Origin of the sequence: Protofrankia sp. CiP1_Cm_nod1, assembly GCF_920888515.1 — a bacterium.
Classification (GTDB): domain Bacteria; phylum Actinomycetota; class Actinomycetes; order Frankiales; family Frankiaceae; genus Protofrankia.
Genome location: NZ_CAKKTM010000355.1, coordinates 16,856 through 34,807 on the forward strand (window position 1 = coordinate 16,856; position 17,952 = coordinate 34,807).

The 17,952-nt window shown below is 71.9% G+C and carries 17 protein-coding genes and 2 pseudogenes; 5 read left to right on the forward strand and 14 right to left on the reverse strand.

What is annotated here, in order from left to right; translation table 11 throughout:
* Positions 1–72: 72 nt before the first annotated feature.
* The 6 genes and pseudogenes from NBX02_RS15895 to NBX02_RS15920 all read right to left on the reverse strand — a co-directional run.
* Positions 73–462: pseudogene (locus NBX02_RS15895) on the reverse strand (NYN domain-containing protein); the annotation flags it as partial.
* Between the two features lie 36 nt (positions 463–498).
* Complete coding sequence (locus tag NBX02_RS15900; protein WP_250292008.1) at positions 499–795, reverse strand: helix-turn-helix domain-containing protein; 297 nt, start codon at positions 793–795, stop codon at positions 499–501.
* A 143-nt stretch (positions 796–938) separates the two neighbouring features.
* On the reverse strand, positions 939–1,916 hold the full coding sequence (locus NBX02_RS15905) for a hypothetical protein (RefSeq protein ID WP_250281675.1): 978 nt from the start codon (positions 1,914–1,916) through the stop codon (positions 939–941).
* Complete coding sequence (locus NBX02_RS15910) at positions 1,898–2,344, reverse strand: hypothetical protein (protein ID WP_250281676.1); 447 nt, start codon at positions 2,342–2,344, stop codon at positions 1,898–1,900. The genes NBX02_RS15905 and NBX02_RS15910 overlap by 19 nt, the downstream gene beginning before the upstream one ends.
* A 36-nt stretch (positions 2,345–2,380) precedes the next feature.
* Positions 2,381–3,218: pseudogene (locus tag NBX02_RS15915) on the reverse strand (IS5 family transposase).
* A gap of 60 nt (positions 3,219–3,278) precedes the next feature.
* A complete protein-coding gene (locus NBX02_RS15920; RefSeq protein ID WP_250281678.1) occupies positions 3,279–3,458 on the reverse strand; it encodes a trypco2 family protein in 180 nt (59 codons plus the stop codon).
* A gap of 495 nt (positions 3,459–3,953) precedes the next feature.
* Here NBX02_RS15920 and NBX02_RS15925 point away from each other — a divergent pair, with 495 nt between their 5' ends.
* Entirely contained in the window at positions 3,954–4,478 is a 525-nt protein-coding gene (locus NBX02_RS15925; protein WP_250281680.1) for a helix-turn-helix domain-containing protein, read from the forward strand.
* A gap of 4 nt (positions 4,479–4,482) precedes the next feature.
* Positions 4,483–5,082, forward strand: a complete 600-nt coding sequence (locus tag NBX02_RS15930) for a PIN domain-containing protein (RefSeq protein WP_250281683.1) — start codon at positions 4,483–4,485, stop codon at positions 5,080–5,082.
* 397 nt (positions 5,083–5,479) lie between these two features.
* Here the strand turns inward: NBX02_RS15930 and NBX02_RS15935 are convergent, their stop codons facing one another.
* A complete protein-coding gene (locus NBX02_RS15935) occupies positions 5,480–6,799 on the reverse strand; it encodes an NYN domain-containing protein (RefSeq protein ID WP_250281685.1) in 1,320 nt (439 codons plus the stop codon).
* A 503-nt stretch (positions 6,800–7,302) separates the two neighbouring features.
* A complete protein-coding gene (locus tag NBX02_RS15940; RefSeq protein WP_250281686.1) occupies positions 7,303–7,701 on the reverse strand; it encodes an HIT family protein in 399 nt (132 codons plus the stop codon).
* A 260-nt stretch (positions 7,702–7,961) separates the two neighbouring features.
* Here NBX02_RS15940 and NBX02_RS15945 point away from each other — a divergent pair, with 260 nt between their 5' ends.
* Both NBX02_RS15945 and NBX02_RS15950 read left to right on the forward strand, forming a co-directional pair.
* Positions 7,962–8,327 (forward strand): VOC family protein, encoded by a 366-nt coding sequence (locus tag NBX02_RS15945; RefSeq protein ID WP_250281688.1) that lies wholly within the window; start codon positions 7,962–7,964, stop codon positions 8,325–8,327.
* Positions 8,328–8,574: 247 nt separating this feature from the next.
* Positions 8,575–10,254 carry a DEDD exonuclease domain-containing protein gene (locus NBX02_RS15950; protein ID WP_250281691.1) on the forward strand — a complete coding sequence of 560 codons (1,680 nt, stop codon included), beginning with the start codon at positions 8,575–8,577 and terminating at the stop codon, positions 10,252–10,254.
* Between the two features lie 168 nt (positions 10,255–10,422).
* Here the strand turns inward: NBX02_RS15950 and NBX02_RS15955 are convergent, their stop codons facing one another.
* From NBX02_RS15955 to ctaE, 6 genes are all read right to left on the reverse strand, one after another.
* The gene (locus NBX02_RS15955; RefSeq protein ID WP_445548470.1) at positions 10,423–11,193 is read right to left on the reverse strand and encodes an ABC transporter permease; all 771 of its coding nucleotides are present in this window, start codon (positions 11,191–11,193) and stop codon (positions 10,423–10,425) included.
* 94 nt (positions 11,194–11,287) lie between these two features.
* Positions 11,288–12,154 (reverse strand): ATP-binding cassette domain-containing protein, encoded by an 867-nt coding sequence (locus NBX02_RS15960; protein ID WP_250281695.1) that lies wholly within the window; start codon positions 12,152–12,154, stop codon positions 11,288–11,290.
* A 263-nt stretch (positions 12,155–12,417) separates the two neighbouring features.
* Complete coding sequence (gene qcrB / locus NBX02_RS15965; protein WP_250281698.1) at positions 12,418–14,022, reverse strand: cytochrome bc1 complex cytochrome b subunit; 1,605 nt, start codon at positions 14,020–14,022, stop codon at positions 12,418–12,420.
* Positions 14,019–15,227: a cytochrome bc1 complex Rieske iron-sulfur subunit gene (gene qcrA, locus NBX02_RS15970; RefSeq protein WP_250281700.1), complete on the reverse strand. Its 1,209-nt coding sequence runs from the start codon at positions 15,225–15,227 to the stop codon at positions 14,019–14,021. Before qcrA ends, qcrB begins: the two co-directional genes overlap by 4 nt.
* Entirely contained in the window at positions 15,224–16,027 is an 804-nt protein-coding gene (qcrC, locus tag NBX02_RS15975; protein ID WP_250281702.1) for a cytochrome bc1 complex diheme cytochrome c subunit, read from the reverse strand. Before qcrC ends, qcrA begins: the two co-directional genes overlap by 4 nt.
* A 5-nt stretch (positions 16,028–16,032) precedes the next feature.
* Positions 16,033–16,671 carry an aa3-type cytochrome oxidase subunit III gene (gene ctaE / locus NBX02_RS15980; RefSeq protein ID WP_445548468.1) on the reverse strand — a complete coding sequence of 213 codons (639 nt, stop codon included), beginning with the start codon at positions 16,669–16,671 and terminating at the stop codon, positions 16,033–16,035.
* A 116-nt stretch (positions 16,672–16,787) separates the two neighbouring features.
* Between ctaE and NBX02_RS15985 the strand changes: the two genes are divergently transcribed.
* A complete protein-coding gene (locus NBX02_RS15985) occupies positions 16,788–17,948 on the forward strand; it encodes a cytochrome c oxidase assembly protein (RefSeq protein WP_250292010.1) in 1,161 nt (386 codons plus the stop codon).
* The last annotated feature ends 4 nt before the right edge of the window (positions 17,949–17,952 follow it).

Consider the following 17,952-nt stretch of genomic DNA (forward strand, 5'->3'; position numbering starts at 1 on the left):
CGTATAGCACGAGCAATACGATCAACAATACTGGATCGCTATGACGATCATGACTTACGACGTCTCTGGCGGTCAGGAGCGGTCGAGGCGGGCCAGGAGGGCGGCGGAGGGGACCGGGCGCGCGCCCGAGCGGCGGCTGGTGTCGGCCACCTCGCGGTCCGAGGTGACGACGACGACGGGACGTCCCACCGGCTCGGCCCGCACCAGGCGGACGATCTCCTCGTCGGCCAGCTGGCCGGAGCGGCTGAAGAGCACCCGCACCCCGCGGGGCGCCGCCACCCCGACCGGCCTGGCGGTGACCGCGGTCGCGTCGAACACGACCGTGATCTCGCTCTCGGGCGCGCGGCCGGCCAGCGCGCCGAGCCCGGACAGCAGCCGGGCGCGCTGCGCCTGCAGCGTCAACGAACCGTACCCACGCTTGGTGACGTTGTAACCGTCCACGATGACGTGCACGCCGGGGACCACGTCCCCGGCGAATCCCGTGGCCACCGCTGTCGCCTACGCCGCGGAGCGCGGGGTGACGCGAACGTCGAGGTCAGCGTCGAGAGCCTCGGCCAGCCGACCCAGCACGGGGAGTGTGGGTACTGTCCCGCCGGCCTCGAACCGGGCCACCGCCGACTGGGTCATGCCTGCCGTCCGAGCCAGCTCAGCCTGGCTCCAGACACGCCGCAGGCGCAGCTCCCGCACCGCCCGGCCCAGCTCGAACGCCAGCCTGGCCGCCTGGTACGCCTCCCGCGCGCCCGGCTCGCCCATCCGCCGTTCCCTCAGCTCCGCCCAGTCCGCCCGCTCAGCCATCGCCGTCCTCCTCGCCCCCGCCCACCGTGCGTGACTCGGCCAGGCAGCGCGCCAGCACACGCCTCGCCCGAGACACCTCGGCGGCCTCCCGCATCCGCGTCCTGGCGAACAGCTACATCCGTCCCCAGCGATGGCACGACGAGTTATCCGCATCGCCGTCTCCGATCGCGGAGTCGGTCGCGCCACGTCGTCAGCCTACGTGCGCTTGCCGTACCGGCATCTCCCCGCGGAGCGTTATCCCGTCTGTTGACGTTCCTGAGGATTGCATCTCGTCCTTGTTCAGCCGCCAGGGCCTCTTCCCGCCGCCCCAGATCAGCCAGCCGCAGTGACAGGTTGTTCAGCGACGTGGCCAGGTTGGGCAGAAAGGCGTCGGGATCGGCGACGGCACATTCCCGAAAAAGATCAACAGCGCGATTGGTGATCTTTACGGCGAGACCGTCGAGGATCAGACTGCGCTCCGGGGGCACACTCACCAGCAGCCGAACATGATCGACGGTGAGGTGGGGCGCCACATCGGCGACGGCGTCGAGCAGCACCGACGGGTCATCGACCTGCCGCGCCACCACCAGCGCCGCGGCACCGAGCAGGCCGGGGTGAGCGCGCACAAGCCGGTGTACCTCGCCGGCAGCGCGCGGCTGATGGGCCCGGGCGCGCATGAGCACGGTCAGCGCCTGGACAGCCTGCCCGGGCGAGGCATCGGCCAGCAGCGTGCCCGCCAGGTCCGGACGGTCCGCGGCGAGATCAACCGCGACCAGGTGTTCCCCGAGCCGGTCGGGTGTCAACCCCGCCCAGTACGCCGCACCCACCCCGTCGCCGGTGTCGGGCGGATGCAGCTCATGCAGCCAGGACGCCACCGCGAGCCGGCGATCAGGATCGCCGCGGATCCCGGCGAGCAGCGGAACCCGCCCGATCGTGGCGACCGCTTCCGCCGCGTCCGCGGCCCCGCACAACGTCGAGGTGAGCACGGACGAACGCAACGTGGCCGGCTCGTAGCGCAGGCCACGGGTCCGGGCGAACCGATCCCAATAGTCGGCCTCACGGGCCAGAATACGGTCCTCGACCGTCCCGGCATCCCCGCCGGGAGGCGGGCCGTGTCCCTGTTCTAAGAGGGTGTTCTGCACGCTTTTGCCGGTTCCCAGTTTGGGTTGATCTCTGGGGTGGGGTGGGGCCGGGTGAACAGGCCGGGTTCGGGTTCGGTGAGAACACCCCGGTCTACCAGCCTTTTCAGTTTGGCTCGCATGTTCTCGACGTGGCGGGGTCCGGTGCCGTGGCCCAGTGCCCGGCAGGCGTCCTTGGCGTGGAGCCCGTCGCCGTCGTCCTGGGTGAACAGGGCCAGCACGTCGCGGTAGCCGGGTGGGAGAGGCTCGGCCGGTGTGGTGTCCTCGGCGGTCAGTTCCAGCACTGTCCGGCGGGTGATCTCCAGGCGTTCCAGGGCCTGGCGCGCGGCGGCGAGCTGCTCACCGAGCCCGGCGATCTCCTGCTGGAGTGCGTCGATGGTCCGCCCGACCCGCACCCGCCGGGCCTCGCTCTGCTCCAGCAACTCGTTCATCGACACTGTGGCACCTTTCCCGGTGCATCCCGCGGGTCAGACCCGCGGGTCACGCCAGGTCGCCGTGGCAGCACGCGTCAGCCGGCGTGCCATCACGTCCACCATCGACCAGCGGATCATCGCGACCGCACTCGACGGTTTCGCTTCGTAGCCCCGGGCCAGACGCCGGTGCAACATCAACGTGCCGAACGTCTGCTCGACTACCCACCGTTTCGGCAGCCGGGTGAACCCCCGCGCTCCCGGCGGGCGGCCGACGACCTCCACGTCGCTCCCCAGGCCGGCCCCATGCTCGACGACCGTGGTCTTGAACCCGGCGTCCACCCACGCCTTGCGCACCGATGGGACGGCGGCGGCCACCCGGTCCAGCAGAGCGGCGCCGAGGGTGTTGTCGTGCACGCTCGCGGCGACCACGGTCACCGCGAGCCTGCAGACCAAGGGTATCGGTGGCGATCCCACGTTTACGGCCTGGGCTTTTCTTCCCCGGGTCCAGGCCGGTGGTGTCCGCCGAGGCGTTGGTCGAGGCCCGCACCGTCTGGGAGTCCAGCACGACCGCGCTCGGATCGGCGTGGCGGCGGTGCTGCTCACGGACCTGCCAGCGCAGCAGATCATGCACGGTCTCGGTGGTGCCGTCGTCACGCCAGGCACCGAAATAGTAGTAGACCGCGCTGACCGGTGGCAGGTCGTGGGGGAGGTAACGCCACTGGCAGCCGGTCCGGGCCTGGTAGAGGACCGCGTTCACGATCTCCCGCAGCGCGTAACGGCCCTCATGCCCACTGACCGACGGATGCCGCGCCTTCCACGCGGTGACGACCGGACAGATCAGTTCCCACGCCTCATCGGACAGATCACTGGGATACGGCCTGCGTTCTGTCATGCCTTCCAGCACAACGCACCCGCCACCGAACGCAAGACGATCAGCCCCACACCCCAAAGATCAACCCAAGTCGAGAACCGGCAAAAGCCTGCAGAACACCCTCTCAAGGGCGAACTCCAGCTCCACCGGCCCCAAAGCGAACCGCGCCGGCTCACCGGCACCCGCCAGCCGCGCCGCCGCCAGCTCCCGGCGCAACGCCCCGATCGCGTCCGACAGCTCCACCCACGGCTCGTCAGCCATCCCAGCCCCCCTATCGTGCGGAACGTTCCGAACCCATCGAACGACCGCGACCCCGACACCCCGACCCGGCCGACCACACCGACGACATCTGGCCGCGCGTCGGACAGCAGCCGCTGACAGCAACAGGTACTCGGCGCGCAGCGCCTCACCCGTGCGCTGACCGATGCGATCAGCGATCCACAGCTGCGAGCTCTCCTCACCCGCCTCGGACACCGCACCGACGGCCCCCTTGGCCATCTGCCTGGCGCGATCGACCAGGCCATCGACAGCGTCGAGATCCTCACCCGACCGAGTCGCCGCCGCGACTATGCACCCGCTCCTGGGCTCCGGGCCTGAGAGCTCCGGCGCACTGATCCGATGGCGGTCGAGTGTCGGGTGCCCGTTCGAGCTGGGGATGGGCGCGGTGTCCGTCAGCGGACGGCTACCATCAAGCGGTCGGCGTAGAATCGAGTGAAACGAGTATGTCGATCGCTCCGATCGTCTTGGAGGCCGTTCATGACCTCGTCCGTCCGACCTGAACCGCTCCACGACGAGACGTACCTGCCGGATGAGGACACCGGTGAGATCATTGACTTCCTGGCCGCGCTTCGCGACCGCGACCGGCGGACCGCCGGCTCACGGCCTCGGCTCACCGGCCCGGACGGGCACAGCGTCGAGCTCCCCGAGCCGATGTTCAACGTCCTTCTACAGGTCGCCGCGGCGATGAAGGCGGGCCTGGGCGTCACGGTGGCTCCGCACCATCTGACGATGTCCACCCAGGAAGCCGCGGATCTGCTCCGTATCTCCCGCACCACCCTGGTCCGGCTGCTGGAGAACGGCGCCATCCCGTTCGAGAAGCCCAGCCGTCACCGCAAGGTCCGCCTCGACGACCTTCTTGAGTACCGGCGGCGCCAACGCCATGCCGCTGATCTCGCCTTCGCTGACATGGTCGCCGACACCGAGCGTCTCGGCCTCTACGACGTCAGCCCCGACGAGACCCGGGCTGCGCTGAAAGCCGCCCGCAAGAACGCCGAAGGCTGACCAGATGTTCTCCGCGCTGCTCGACACCTGTGTTCTAGTGCCCAGCAGGGCCCGCGACGTGCTGCTTGAGATCGCCAGCACCGGTGCCTACCGGCCGCTGTGGTCCACCGAGATCCTGGACGAGCTCGAACGTACCCTGCGCGTGCTGCTCGGCAAACGCGGAACCGCGCCAGAAGAAACCGACGCCTACCTCACCCGCCTCTTCCGGCAGATGAAGACCGCCTTCCCGGAAGCGCCCGTGACCGGCTGGGAACGGCTCGTGCCGACCATCGAACTCCCCGATCCCGACGACCGACACGTGGTCGCCGCCGCCGTGGCCAGCCGAGCCGACGTGATCATCACCGACAACCTCGCGGACTTTCCACCCGCTGCGCTGCCCGCGCCCCTGACCCGCCAGTCCCTCGACGACTTCCTCCTCGACGAACTCGACCTCCACCCAGACCTCGTTGTCAAGGCCGTTCGTGCCATCGCCGCCAGGACCGGCAGATCCGGCCCCACGCTGACCGCCTACGACATCGCTACCTACCTGCATGCCCACGGCACCCCGGCATTCGGCGAACGCCTTCTTGTCGCACTCGGTCAAACGGCAGCACCGGCTCCGTAGTGACGCGGCCCCGGCTCGGCGCAGGTCTGGTCGTTCGCCCGCACCACAATCCCCGCAACAGCGGTCACCAGACGGGCGGAAGCGCCAGAAACTACCAGATCTACAGAACGCACGTTCGACCCGGCAGGCGACCTGCCTACTGTGGCAGTCGCTGGGCGTCGTTCCTGATCGGGACACATGCGGCGACCGAGCGGACCGCGATTTCGGAACTCTCCACCAAGATCGATCGGTTCTCATGCCGCTGCGTTAGGTCCGCTCATTTTCTGATCATGCTTCTGGCCTGCTTGACGTCCTCCGGATCGATCATCGTTTTCACGCGTCCAACCATGCGATCCGAACACTATGATCAACAATACGGGGTTGTTGAAACGACCACGAGCCCTGATGCCGCCGGCGGTCAGGAGCGGTCGAGGCGGGCCAGGAGGGCGGCGGAGGGGACCGGGCGCGCGCCCGAGCGGCGGCTGGTGTCGGCCACCTCGCGGTCCGAGGTGACGACGACGACGGGACGCCCCACCGGCTCGGCCCGCACCAGGCGGACGATCTCCTCGTCGGCCAGCTGGCCGGAGCGGCTGAAGAGCACCCGCACCCCGCGGGGCGCCGCCACCCCGACCGGCCTGGCGGTGACCGCGGTCGCGTCGAACACGACCGTGATCTCGCTCTCGGACGCGCGGCCGGCCAGCGCGCCGAGCCCGGACAGCAGCCGGGCGCGCTGCGCCTGCAGCGTCAACGAGCCGTACCCACGCTTGGTGACGTTGTAACCGTCCACGATGAGATGCACCCCGGGGACGGCGAGCACCTCGTCGATCACGGCCGGGTCGTCCTCGGCCAGGCCGCGGGCGCTGACCCCGCAGAACGGGTCGAGAGGCGCGGCGTCATCCTCACCACGGCCGACGATGTCCGCCGGGTGCAGCACGGCGGTCGGCAGCGCGAGCTCCTTGCGGAAGCCGTTGGCCGCGGCCATCAGCGTGTCGAGCAGGACCCGCAGGCGCACGTCCTCGGCGGAGCGGGCCTCCCGGCTGCCCCGCCGGGACGCGGTCGCGGCGGCTTCGAGCTCGGCGACCCGCTGCCGTAGCCGGCGGGTCTCGGCCTCGGCGTCCCGGGCGGCGGCGACCGCCTCGTCACGGGCCTTCTCCGCCGTCTCGACGGCCTCGTTCGCCGTGCTCTCGGTCCGGCGGAGCCGGTCGGAGGAGGAGCGCAGCCGGCGGCGGGCGTCCTCCACCTCGGAGCGGGCGGCCGCCAGACGTTCCCGCAACTGGTCGTTCTCGGCCTTGGCGCTCTGCCGGAGCGTGTCGAGCTGTTCATGCAGACGTGTGACCGTCTCGGTGGCGTCGACCGCGCGGGCCGACGCCGCGGCCTCGGCCACCTCATGGGCGGCGGCCTCGAGCATCCGTTCCCAGCCGGGCAGCCGCAGGACGTAGGCGACGGCCGCGATCTCCTCGGGCGGCGCCGCCTCGGGCGGCCCCTCGTCGGACTCCAGCGACGCCACGAGCTCGGGCAGGGCCAGCCGCAGCCGCTCGGCGACCCGGCCGCGAAAGACCGCGTCGTTGGCCATGGCCGCCGCCAGCGGCGTCGCTCCGAGCCGGGACCGTCGGGACGGGATGAAGCGGCGGACAGCCACGAGCGTGGCCGGCACGTCCTGTTCCGGGAGATCGGCGAGGGTGTCGGCCGCGAACGCCACGATCTGTGCCCGGACGCTGGACGGAAGCGGCTCGCTCACCCGGACGCCCGTGCAGGCGCGCACGGCGCGTCGCCCAGCCTGCCACCGCCACCTGGCGAGCCGCCGTCCGACGGCCTGCCGCCGGCCACCGCGATACTGGTCGCCGTGGTGCCGTTCGGCCCACCAGGGTGACAATGCCGGAGGCCCGCGGTATGCCCGGCCGCCGCCCCTCGCCCCCCGCCCCGGCCGGGACAGCCGAGCCCGCCAGGGCCGCCGGGAACGGCCTGGGCACGGGCCCGCCCCTGGTGCCACGGCCTCCCCGCCACGGCGCAGCGGACCGGATCCGCGCGTGTCCCCCACCGGATGCGGGCAGGGGGTTCGGGAAGATCGAGGGACACGGCCAGACTCCGGGGCACGTTGGGAACAACGACGACGACACCCCAGCGTATCGGGCCAGCCCGATCCCTCCGGATCGCATGGGTTCTCGGCCGTTTCGTCCAGGCCACAGCGCCAGCCCCGCCCGGCCAGGCCCGCCCGGCCGGCCGGGCCCGTCCTGACAGGCGCTACCGGGCGAGGGCGGCCCGGATGCGCTCGGCGGCGTCGTCGAGCGCATCCGGGTCAGGGCTGTGATCGGCCGCCTCGAACGAGATGTCGGCCTCGGAGTCGATCGGGATGAGGTGCACGTGCACGTGTGGCACCTCCAGCCCGGCCAGCAGCGCGGCCACCTTGCGGGGGCGGAAGGCGGTGTCGATGGCCCGCCCGACCAGGGCCGCGGTGCCCCACAGCTCCCGCAGGACGTCGGGCGGCAGGTCGATCCAGTGGTCGACCTCCAGTCGTGGCACCACCAGGGTGTGCCCCGGCCGGATCGGGGCGATGGTCAGGAACGCCGCGCTGTGGTCGTCCTCGTGGACGATCCGTCCGGGCAGCTCCCTCTTGATGATCCGGGTGAAGATGCTGGCCATGCCCGGACAGTACATGTCGGACGGTGGCTGTATCTGGACGGTATCCGTATCCGGACGGCGTCATCTGGACGGCGTCTGCATCCGGACCGTAGCCGGGTGAGGCCCGACAGTGACCGTACCGCTCCGCCCCACCCGCGCTGGCGGCGGCGGGGACGCCGGCGCGGACGGGCCGGCGGGCCCATGGGTGACGCACCGGCGCAGACCGGTCAGCCATACGGAATCATGCGCCTGTGGCCTGGTTTGAAACGAATGGCATCCGCATGGCCCAGGTAAGCCTGGACTGCGTCGACGTGGAGCTGATGGTCAGGTTCTGGTCGTCGGCGCTCGGCTACGAGGTCGCGCGTCATGATGGCGGCTCGGCCGTCCTGCGCCACCCGGCCGGCGCCGGCCCCAAGCTGCGCTTACGGCGCGTGTCCGGATCGGTGCCGAGCCCGGGCCGGCTGCACCTGGACCTGTACGCGGTGGACGCCGCGCGCGTCGTCGGCTGGCTGTCGTCGCTGGGCGCCCGCGAGGTCGGGCACTACACCGACGGCGCCGACAGCGGCTTCATCCTCGCCGACCCGGAGGGCAACGAGTTCCGGGTCACCACGGCGGGTCAGGACGGGTTCGCCCGGCCGTTCGCGTAACGGGCCGGCGACACCTGGCGACCAGCCGGTGACCGGCGGGCGGGGCGGGAGCCGGTCCGGGAACGAGGCGGGAACGGGACGGGAAAACTGTCGTGAGCGGGGACTAGCGTACCCGTACATGCGCCGGTTCCCCTCCGTGCCGGGCGGCGGCCACCCGGACACGCCGCCCACCTCGCCTGCCGGGCCCCAGCCCCCGCTCCACCAGGGCGTTCCGGCGGGCCGCCAGTTAAACGATCATGTCCGTCCCGTGCTGCCGGCACCCCAGCTGCCCGAGCCGCCGGCGGAGCTCGGCCGTCCCCTGCGGGAGGTCACCTTCGTCGTGGTGGACCTGGAGACCACCGGCAGCCAGGCGGCCGACAGTGAGATCACCGAGATCGGCGCGGTGAAGATCCGCGGCGGGGATGTCCTCGGGGAGCTGGCGACGCTGGTGCGGCCGGCCGCGCCGATCCCGCCGTTCATCTCGGTCCTCACCGGGATCACCGACGCGATGGTCGCCACCGCGCCGCGCATCGACGCCGTCCTGCCGGCCTTCCTGGAGTTCGCCCACGGCGGCGTGCTGGTCGCGCACAACGCGCCCTTCGACCTCGGCTTCCTGCGGGAGGCGTGCGTACGCTGCGGCCAGCCCGTCCCCGCCTGGGAACATCTGGACACGCTCCGTATCGCCAGGCAGGTGCTGGGCCGGGACGAGACCCCGGACCACAAGCTCGCCTCGCTGGCCCGGCTCTTCCCCGCGGACGCCGGGCCCTGCCACCGGGCGCTGGCGGACGCGCGGGCGACCGTCGCCGTGCTGCACGGGCTGTTCGAGCGTCTGGCCGGCTTCGGCGTGACCACGCTGGAGGAGGTGCACGGGTTCTCCCGCAAGGTCTCCCCCGCCCGGCGGCGCAAGCGGCACCTGGCGGACGACCTGCCGACCGGCCCGGGGGTGTACATCTTCCGGGACAGCGCCGACCGGCCGCTCTACGTCGGGACGTCCCGGTCGGTGCGGGCCCGCGTCCGGTCGTACTTCACCGCCGGTGAGCCGCGGCAGCGGATGGCCGCGATGGTCGCCTCGGCCGAACGGGTGGACGCGGTCACGTGCGCGCACGCGCTGGAGGCGCAGGTCCGGGAGGTCCGGCTGATCGCCGAGCACAAGCCCCCGTACAACCGGCGCTCCCGCAATCCGGAACGGGCGGTCTACCTGAAGATCACCGACGAGCCGTACCCGCGGCTGTCCCGGGTGCGCGCGGCCCGGGACGACGCCACCTACCTCGGCCCCTTCCCCAGCATGGCCGCGGCGGACCTCGCCGCGGCCGCGATCCACGAGGCGATCCCGCTGCGCCAGTGCGCCACCCGGCTGTCCCCGCGCCGGCCCACCGCCGCGTGCGCGCTGGCGGAGCTGGACCGCTGCGGGGCGCCCTGCGACGGCCGGGAGAGCCCGCAGCAGTATGCGCGGCACGTGGCGGCGGCCGTGACGGCCATCACCACCGACCCCCAGGTGGTCGTGGACGCCGCGCGGGCCCGCATCGCCGTCCTCGCCGCCGAGCGACGCTACGAGGACGCGGCCGTCGTCCGCGACCGGCTGCTGGCCTTCCTGCGCGCCGCGCGGCGGCTCCAGCACCTGTCGGCGCTGACCGGCGTGGCCGAGATGACCGCCGCCGCGCCCGGCGAGGAGGGCGGGTGGGACATCGCGGTGATCCGCCACGGCCGGCTCGCTGGGGCGGCCAGCGCACCGGCACGCACCGATCCGTGGCCCTGGGTGACGGCGGCCCGGGCCAGCGCCGAGACCGTGCGGCCGGGGCCGGGCCCCACGCCCTGCGCGAGCGCCGAGGAGACCGAGCTGATCCAGCGCTGGCTGACCGGCCCGGGCGTGCGCCTGGTCGGCCTCGACGGCCAGTGGGCCTCCCCGGTGACCGCGGCGGCCAGGCAGATCGCCCTGCTGGGCGGCTGACCGCCACCCGGCCAGCGCCGCAGGCCCACTGGCGCGGCCAGGCGGCCAGGATGCCCGGGGCGGCCGGGCGCCCCGATAGCCGGGCATCCGGCCACCCCTGCGACCCGGCCACCCCTGCCACCCCGGCCGCGCCGGAAACCCCGGCCGCGCCGGCCGTACCGGAAGCCGCTACCGCGCGAGCCGGCCGAGCAGTGCGCTCGCCGCCAGGATCGTCACGCCGGCGGAGCCGATCAGGACGGCGAAGTCGAGCGGCAGGTGGGCATGCGCGCCGATCAGCAGGCCACGCAGCGCGTCGACCAGGTAGCTCAGCGGGTTGAGGTAGCTGACCACACGCACCCAGGACGGCATGATGTCGACCGGGTAGAGGGCGTTGCTGGCGAAGAACATCGGCATCATGATCGCCTGACCGATACCCATCAGCCGGTCCCGGGAGAGCACCAGCCCCGCGATCACGATGGACAGGCAGGCGAAGAACGCCGCGCCGATCACCACCGCCACCGCGGCGCCCAGCAGCTTCAGCGGGTTGGCGGTCAGCCCGACGCCGAGCACCGCCGCGAGCAGCACGACGACGAACACCTGGATCAGCGCGCGCACCCCGGCTGCGAAGGCCTTGCCCGTGACCAGCGCGGTGCGTGGCGTGGGCGTGACCATGAGCTTGGCCAGCACGCCCGCGTCCCGGTCCCAGATGATCTGGATACCGTAGAAGATCGAGATGAACAGCGCGGACTGGGCGAGGATCCCCGGTGCCAGGTAGTCCAGATACGGAACGGACCCGGTCGGGATGGCGTGGATGCGGTTGAACGTCACGCCGAAGACCAGCAGCCACAGCGCGGGCTGGACGGCCCTGGTGTAGAGCTCCACCCGGTCGTGGCGCAGCTTCTGCAGCTCCACCAGGGACAGCGTGGCCAGCCGGCGCAGCAGCAGCCGGGCCGCGCCCAGCCTGCTGGCGTCGAAGTCGTCGTCGATGAGGCCGCCGGGCCAGGCCCTGCCGGCCGCGCTCCCGGTGCTCCGGGAATCCCGCTCCCCGGGAGGGCTAGCCAACCCGGCTGGCGGCACGGCGGGTGTGCTGGACGCCACGGAAATCACCTGCCTCGTTGCCGTTGCCGTTGCCGGCGAGCGCGCCGCCGGTGTGGTGCCGGAAGACGTCCTCCAGGCTGGCCCGCGGGCCCAGCGCGGCCTTCAGCTCGCCGGGCACACCGGTGGCCCGTACCCGGCCGGCGTGCATCAGCGCGACCCGGTCGCAGAGGACGTCGGCCTCCTCCATGTAGTGGGTGGTCAGCAGCACCGCCATGCCGTACTCCTCGCGCAGGCGCAGGACGTGCTCCCAGACGCTGTCGCGGGCGATCGGGTCGAGGCCGACGGTCGGCTCGTCGAGGATGAGCAGCCGTGGCGCGTTGACCAGGGCCTGGGCCAGTTCCAGGCGGCGGACCATCCCGCCCGAGTAGGTGCGCGCCAGCCGGTCGGCGACGTCGGTCAGGCCCATGGCCGCCAGCGCCTGGTCGACCCTGGCCCGGCGGTGCCGGCGCGGGACGTCGAACAGGCCGGCGAACAGCGCGACGTTCTCGCGTCCGGTCAGCCCGCTGTCCGCGGAGAGCATCTGCGGGACGTAGCCGATCAGCCGCCGGGCCCGGATCGGCTGGCGGGCCGCGTCCACCCCGAAGACGGCAGCCGAGCCGGCCGCCGGCCGCAGCAGCGTCACGATGACGCGGATCGCCGTGGTCTTGCCGGCGCCGTTCGGCCCGAGCAGGCCGACGATCTCCCCGGGGGCGAGGGTGAGGTCGAGGGAGTCGACCGCGGTCTTCGCACCGAAGCGGTAGGTCAGCCCCCGGACGTCCAGCGCCGGCGGGTCGTCCCGGGCCGGCGCGGACGCGGCCGGGGACACGGAGTGATCGATGGACATCCGGCCTCCATATCTTTTTCTTTCTACAACTAACTATCCACCTCCACGGCTGCCGCGTCACCTGCCCCGGGCCGGCCACCCGCACGCCGGCCCGCCTTCCTCCGCCCAGCGGCGGCCGGCCAGCCGGCCAGCCGGCCGGCCAAACCATCGGACATCCGCCCGAACAGCCCGTAAACGGCCTGGAGCCTCCCACCTCCGGATGACGGAAGCGGAAGGCCCCAGGTAGGCCGTGCGGCGGGAAGAACCGGGAAGAGCTCAGCCGGTCAGTGCCCGCCCTCGGGACGCTGCGGGGAGCCGGTCGGCTCCGGCTGGCGTTCCTCGTCCTCGACGAAGAAGCCGCTGACAGCCCGTCCCGCACGGCGCACGAGGTCGCCCTTGCCGTGCCCCTCCCCCGCGGGCGGCAGGGCCACCCGGTCGGTCGGCACCCGGGGGTGGTCGGGCACCGGCGGCAGCTTCGGCCGGTGCTCCTCGATGAACTCCCCGTTGGGCAGCTGCTGGATGATCCCGGTCTCGATGCCGTGCGCGGCGATCTCGCGGTCACGCTCCTGCAGGTGGATGCACAGCTTCCTGGTGAGGTAGAAGGCGATCGGCGGCAGGACGATGGCGCCGACACGTCCCGCCCAGGTCATCGCGTTCAGCGAGATGTCGAACGTCTTGGCGATGACGTCGTTGCCACCCGAGATCCACAGCACCAGGTAGAACGCGATGGCGAAGACGCCGAGGGCGGTGCGGGTGGGCGCCTCGCGCGGGCGCTGCAGCAGGTTGTGCGACTCCTTGTCACCGGTGACCTTCGCCTCGATGAACGGGTACACGGCGAGCAGGGTGAACAGGATGCCGGGCAGGATCAGCGTCGGCCAGAACACCGCCGGGACGGTGTGCCCGAGCCCACGGAACTCCCACGGCGGGAACAGCCGGGTCGATCCGTCCAGGAAGCCGATGTACCAGTCCGGCTGGGAGGCGGAGCTGACGTTCGCCGGGTCGTACGGCCCGAAGGCCCAGATCGGGTTGATCTGGGCAAGGCCCCCGAGCAGGGCGAGCATCGCGAACACCAGCATGAAGAAGCCGCTGGACTTCGCCGCGAAGACCGGGAAGACCCGGTGCCCGACGACGTTGTGCTCGGTCTTGCCCGGCCCGGGGAAGTCGGTGTGCTTCTGGTGCCAGAGGATGCCCAGATGGGCGCCGATCAGCGCCAGCAGGATGCCCGGCACCAGCAGGATGTGGACGACGTACAGCCGGGGGATGAAGTTCTCGCCCGGCCACTCACCGTTGAAGACGAGGAAGGACGCCCAGGTGCCGACGACCGGGATCGACTGCGCGATGGACGCGGCGATCCGCAGCCCGGTGCCGGAGAGCAGGTCGTCCGGCAGCGAGTAGCCGGCGAAGCCCTCCAGGATGCCCAGCACGAACAGGCCGACGCCGATCAGCCAGTTGACCTCGCGGGGCTTGCGGAAGGCGCCGGTGAAGAACACCCGCATCAGGTGCACCAGGATGGACGCGACGAACAGCAGCGCGGCCCAGTGGTGGATCTGGCGGAAGACCAGGCCCGCGCGGGTGTCGAAACTGATCTCCAGGGTCGACGCGTAGGCGCGGCTCATCTCGACGCCCTTGAGCGGCACGTACGAGCCGTCGTAGACGACCTCGGTGTTGCTCGGGTCGAAGAACAGCGTCAGGTAGATGCCGGTCAGCACCAGGATGACGAAGCTGTAGAGGGCGATCTCCCCGATCATGAAGGACCAGTGGCCGGGGAACACCTTGTTCAGGTTGCGCCGCAGCGCCTCCTGCGTGCCGAACCGTTCGTCGGCCGCCCGGTTGAGCGCGCGGACGGGGCCCGGCCTCTTGACCAGGGGCGGTGGTGGGACGGTGGTCATGAGCGCTCCCAGAAGGCGGGACCGACGGGCTCGGTGTAGTCGCCGTCTCGTGCGATGAAATATCCGTCCGCGTCAACGCCGATCGCCAGCTGCGGCAGGGACCGGCTGGCCGGCCCGAAGATCGCTCGACATCCGTCCAGCACATCGAACACGGACTGGTGGCAGGGGCAGAGCAGGTGGTGGGTCTGCGCCTCGTAGAGGCTGACCGGGCAGCCCGCGTGGGTGCAGATCTTGGAGTAGGCGACGTGGCCGTCGTAGGCCCAGTTCTCCCGGCCCGGCCGCGGCCGATTCTCGTCCGGGCCGAGCCTGATCAGGACGGTGGCGCTGTCGGCCTTCTGGTGCAGGGTGAGCTGGGGCTCGTAGCGGACCCTGCCGTCCGGCTCGGTGACCGGGACCGCCGGGAACACCGTCTCGATGCCGCCGATGGAGATGTCACCGAGCCTGACCGGGGTGCCCTCGCCGGTGACCAGCCGGGCGCCCTTCACCCAGTGGGTGTGGTTGAGCTGCTTGCCCGGCTTGCGGTTGGTCAGGTTCAGCAGCGGTACCACCAGCAGGGCGCCGAGCACCGTGCCCGCGCCGAGCAGGGTCCGGCGGATCAGCGGCCGGCGGGCCAGCCCGGTGTCGGCGTAGCCGAGGGCGACCGTCTCCTCGGTGGCGGCGATCTCCTCGTCCGCGGACCTGAAGGGATGCCGCTCCTGGACGGCCTCCTCGTGCGGCATGAGCCGCTTGGCCCAGATGATGACCCCGAACCCGATGCCGCCCACGGCCAGGGCGAGCGCGGCGCCCAGGGCCGGGGTGTAGTACTCCTTGTGCTTGTCACCGACGAAGTTAGTGACGACGAACCCGACCGTCCCGATGATCGAGACCACGAACCAGAACGCGGCCAGCCGCTCGGCCCGGCGTTCGGCCCGGCGGTCGACCGCCTCGGCGTGGGGATCGCGTACGCTCACGCCCCGCTCGGGCGGCTCGGCCAGCAGGACCGTCGACCCCGCGCGGGTCGAGTCGGTCTGGTGCGGCGGGGTGCCGAGACGCTCGGGACCGTCGTCACGGCCCTGCCGCAGCTCGGGCCCGCCAGCGCCGGCGCCGGCGCCGGACCCGGACGCGGGCTCCCCCGACGGCTTCACCGGGTGCTTGGCCCGGTCGAAGATGCTGCCGCCGTCGCCGGACGGGCCCGGGCCGGCGTTGTCGTCGTCCTGCTTGCTCATACCTTCTGCCTCGCTCCGATCCACAGGCACACCGCGAGCAGGCCGCCGATCCCGACCAGCCAGGCCAGCAGCCCTTCGGGGACCGGGCCGTACTTGCCGAGGTCGTGGCCACCGGCGCCCGAGGCCTCGCTGACGTGCCGGACGTACTTGGCGATCGCGACCGCGTCGGCCTCGTCGATCTGCCCCGGGCCGAACAGGGGCATCGACTCCGGACCGGTCCGCATCGCCTCGATGATCTGGGTCGGGGTGGCGTGGCTGAGGTCCGGCGCGTACTTGCCGTAGGTCAGCGGCGCGCCCGCGCCCGCCGCCTGGTGGCACTGGGCGCAGTTCGCCCGGTACAGCTCCCCGCCGTGGGCCAGGTCGGCGTCGTCCCACTCGGCCTCGTCGATGACCGGCTTCTTCGGGCCGCCGCCGAGGCTGTCGATGTAGGCGGCCAGCTGGTCGATCTGCGTCTGGCTGTAGATCGGGTCCTTGCGCTTGGCCTGCGCGCCCGGCGCGGCCAGCGGCATCCGCCCGGTGCTGACCTGGAAGTCGACCGCGGCCGACCCGACGCCGATCAGGCTCGGGGCCTGGTTGCCGCCCTGGCCCTGCAGGCCGTGGCAGCTTGAGCAGCCCTGGAGGTAGAGGGCGCGGCCCGCCCGGACGGCCTCGTTGGTCGCCGCGGTGTCCTCGGCCGTCCCGCGCGGAGCGAACGCCGTCCACAGCACGCCGGTGGCCGCGAGCGCCACCAGCAGGACCACGGCCGAGGAACGCCGACGCCGGCGTACGGATGCGCGGGCAGCGCCCGTAGATGCAGTCATGTCGCTCACTGGAGGAGGTAGATGGTCGCGTACAGGCCGATCCAGACGACGTCGACGAAGTGCCAGTAGTACGACGTCACGATCGCGGACGTCGCCTTCTCGGGCGTGAACCTGCCGTAGGTCGACCGGGCGAGCACGATCACGAAGGCGACGAGCCCGCCGATGACATGCAGGCCGTGGAAGCCGGTCGTGAGGTAGTACACGGACCCGTAGGCATGGGACGAGATCGAGAACTCGTTCTCGCGGAAGTACTCCCACGCCTGGCCGCCGACGAACACCAGGCCCATGAGCAGGGTGATGACGTACCAGCGGCGCAGCCCGTAGACGTCACCGCGCTCGGCCGCGAACACGCCGAGCTGGCAGGTCAGGCTGGAGAGCACCAGGATCGTCGTGAAGAAGAGCGCGAAGCCGACGTGCAGGTGGACCGGGCCGTACTCGGACCCCGCGGGAACGCCGGTGACCGGCGGCCAGTTGTCGCTGTCGACCGACCGGATCGTGTAGTACATCGCGAACAGGGCCGCGAAGAACATCAGCTCCGATGACAGCCACACGATCGTCCCCACGGAAACCATCGAGGGACGGTTGGCCGTGGGGTGCGGCGGCGGAGCTTTCTCAAGGACGGAGGCGGAGGCCACGTCGGTCATTCTGGCACGCGATCCGCCAGGCGCCACCGTAGGTTCGACATTCGGTAGGACTACGAGCTGTCGAGGGTTCGGCCGAACCCCCGTCCAGCCCCGATCGGAGTGAGGTGAAAGGGCCTGTGACCAGTCCCGGTGCCCTTGCCGCGGCAGGCGCGGGAAGCCTGCTCGCATCGTCCGGGCAGGGAGAACTTCCACCGCCACCGACCGTCGGACGGATGCTGCTGCACCTCTCGCCGGAACCCGGCCCGCTGCTGCTGGTCGCCCTCATGGGCGGGCTGTACCTGTTCGGCGTGAGCAGACTCACAGATCGCGGAGACGCCTGGAGCCGCTGGCGGACCGCCTCCTGGCTGGCCGGCCTGCTGGTGGTCGCCTATGCGCTCGTCGGCGGGATAGCCGCCTACGACACCGCCCTGTTCAGCGCACACGCCGTCCAGCACATGTTGCTCGGCACGGTCGCGCCCATCCCGCTCGCGCTGGGCGCCCCCGTGACACTGGCGCTGCGGGCCCTGCCGCTGCGCCCCCGCCGGCTGCTGGTGAGGCTGCTGCACAGCCGGGTGGCGCGGGTGGCCGCCTTCCCGCTGGTCGGCTTCGCCGTGTTCATCGTGAGCCTCTACGGGCTGTACTTCACCAGCCTGTACGAGGCGTCGCTGCGGCACCCGGTGCTCCACCTGTTCCTGCACGCGCACTTCCTGGCCGTCGGCTGCCTGTTCTACTGGCCGATCATCGGGCTCGACCCGATGCCGGGACGGCTGCCGTACTGGGGGCGGCTGCTCCTGCTGTTCGTGACCTTCCCGATGCACGCGCTGTGGGCGCTGGCGATGTTCACCACCGACGAGGTCTTCGCCGCGGACTGGTACACCGCGCTCGGCCGGACCTGGGGGTCCAGCCCGCTCAGCGACCAGCAGACCGGCGCCGGGCTGATGTGGGCCGCCGGCGAGATCGTCGGCGCTCTGGTGTTCATCGCGCTGTTCATCCAGTGGTCGCGGGCGGACGACCGGGAGGCCGCCCGCGAGGACCGCCGCCTGGACCGGCTGCTCGACGCCGCCACCGGCCCTGCCCGGCCCCGCCCGGACGCGCCCGGGCAGCCGCGGGATGCGGGGCGGGAACGGGATGCGGAAGAGGGGCCCGGGCCCGCGCCGCAGAGCGACCCCGAAGCCGAGCTGCTCGCCCGGGAGGCGGCCTACAACGCCTGGCTGGCCCGGCTCGCCGCGAGCGACACCGCCGCCCCGCGCCGGCCCGCGACCGTCCGTGACCAGACGCGGGGGACGGAACAGGGCTGACGAG

What these genes read in the sequence shown, in the direction of transcription:
- NBX02_RS15900 (WP_250292008.1), bottom strand. Translation starts at nt 795, where the DNA reads ATGGCTGAGCGGGCGGACTGGGCGGAGCTGAGGGAACGGCGGATGGGC.
- NBX02_RS15910 (WP_250281676.1), bottom strand. Translation starts at nt 2,344, where the DNA reads ATGAACGAGTTGCTGGAGCAGAGCGAGGCCCGGCGGGTGCGGGTCGGG.
- NBX02_RS15920 (WP_250281678.1), bottom strand. Translation starts at nt 3,458, where the DNA reads ATGGCTGACGAGCCGTGGGTGGAGCTGTCGGACGCGATCGGGGCGTTG.
- NBX02_RS15925 (WP_250281680.1), top strand. Translation starts at nt 3,954, where the DNA reads ATGACCTCGTCCGTCCGACCTGAACCGCTCCACGACGAGACGTACCTG.
- NBX02_RS15930 (WP_250281683.1), top strand. Translation starts at nt 4,483, where the DNA reads ATGTTCTCCGCGCTGCTCGACACCTGTGTTCTAGTGCCCAGCAGGGCC.
- NBX02_RS15940 (WP_250281686.1), bottom strand. Translation starts at nt 7,701, where the DNA reads ATGGCCAGCATCTTCACCCGGATCATCAAGAGGGAGCTGCCCGGACGG.
- NBX02_RS15945 (WP_250281688.1), top strand. Translation starts at nt 7,962, where the DNA reads ATGGCCCAGGTAAGCCTGGACTGCGTCGACGTGGAGCTGATGGTCAGG.
- NBX02_RS15960 (WP_250281695.1), bottom strand. Translation starts at nt 12,154, where the DNA reads ATGTCCATCGATCACTCCGTGTCCCCGGCCGCGTCCGCGCCGGCCCGG.
- qcrB (WP_250281698.1), bottom strand. Translation starts at nt 14,022, where the DNA reads ATGACCACCGTCCCACCACCGCCCCTGGTCAAGAGGCCGGGCCCCGTC.
- qcrA (WP_250281700.1), bottom strand. Translation starts at nt 15,227, where the DNA reads ATGAGCAAGCAGGACGACGACAACGCCGGCCCGGGCCCGTCCGGCGAC.
- qcrC (WP_250281702.1), bottom strand. Translation starts at nt 16,027, where the DNA reads ATGACTGCATCTACGGGCGCTGCCCGCGCATCCGTACGCCGGCGTCGG.
- ctaE (WP_445548468.1), bottom strand. Translation starts at nt 16,671, where the DNA reads ATGACCGACGTGGCCTCCGCCTCCGTCCTTGAGAAAGCTCCGCCGCCG.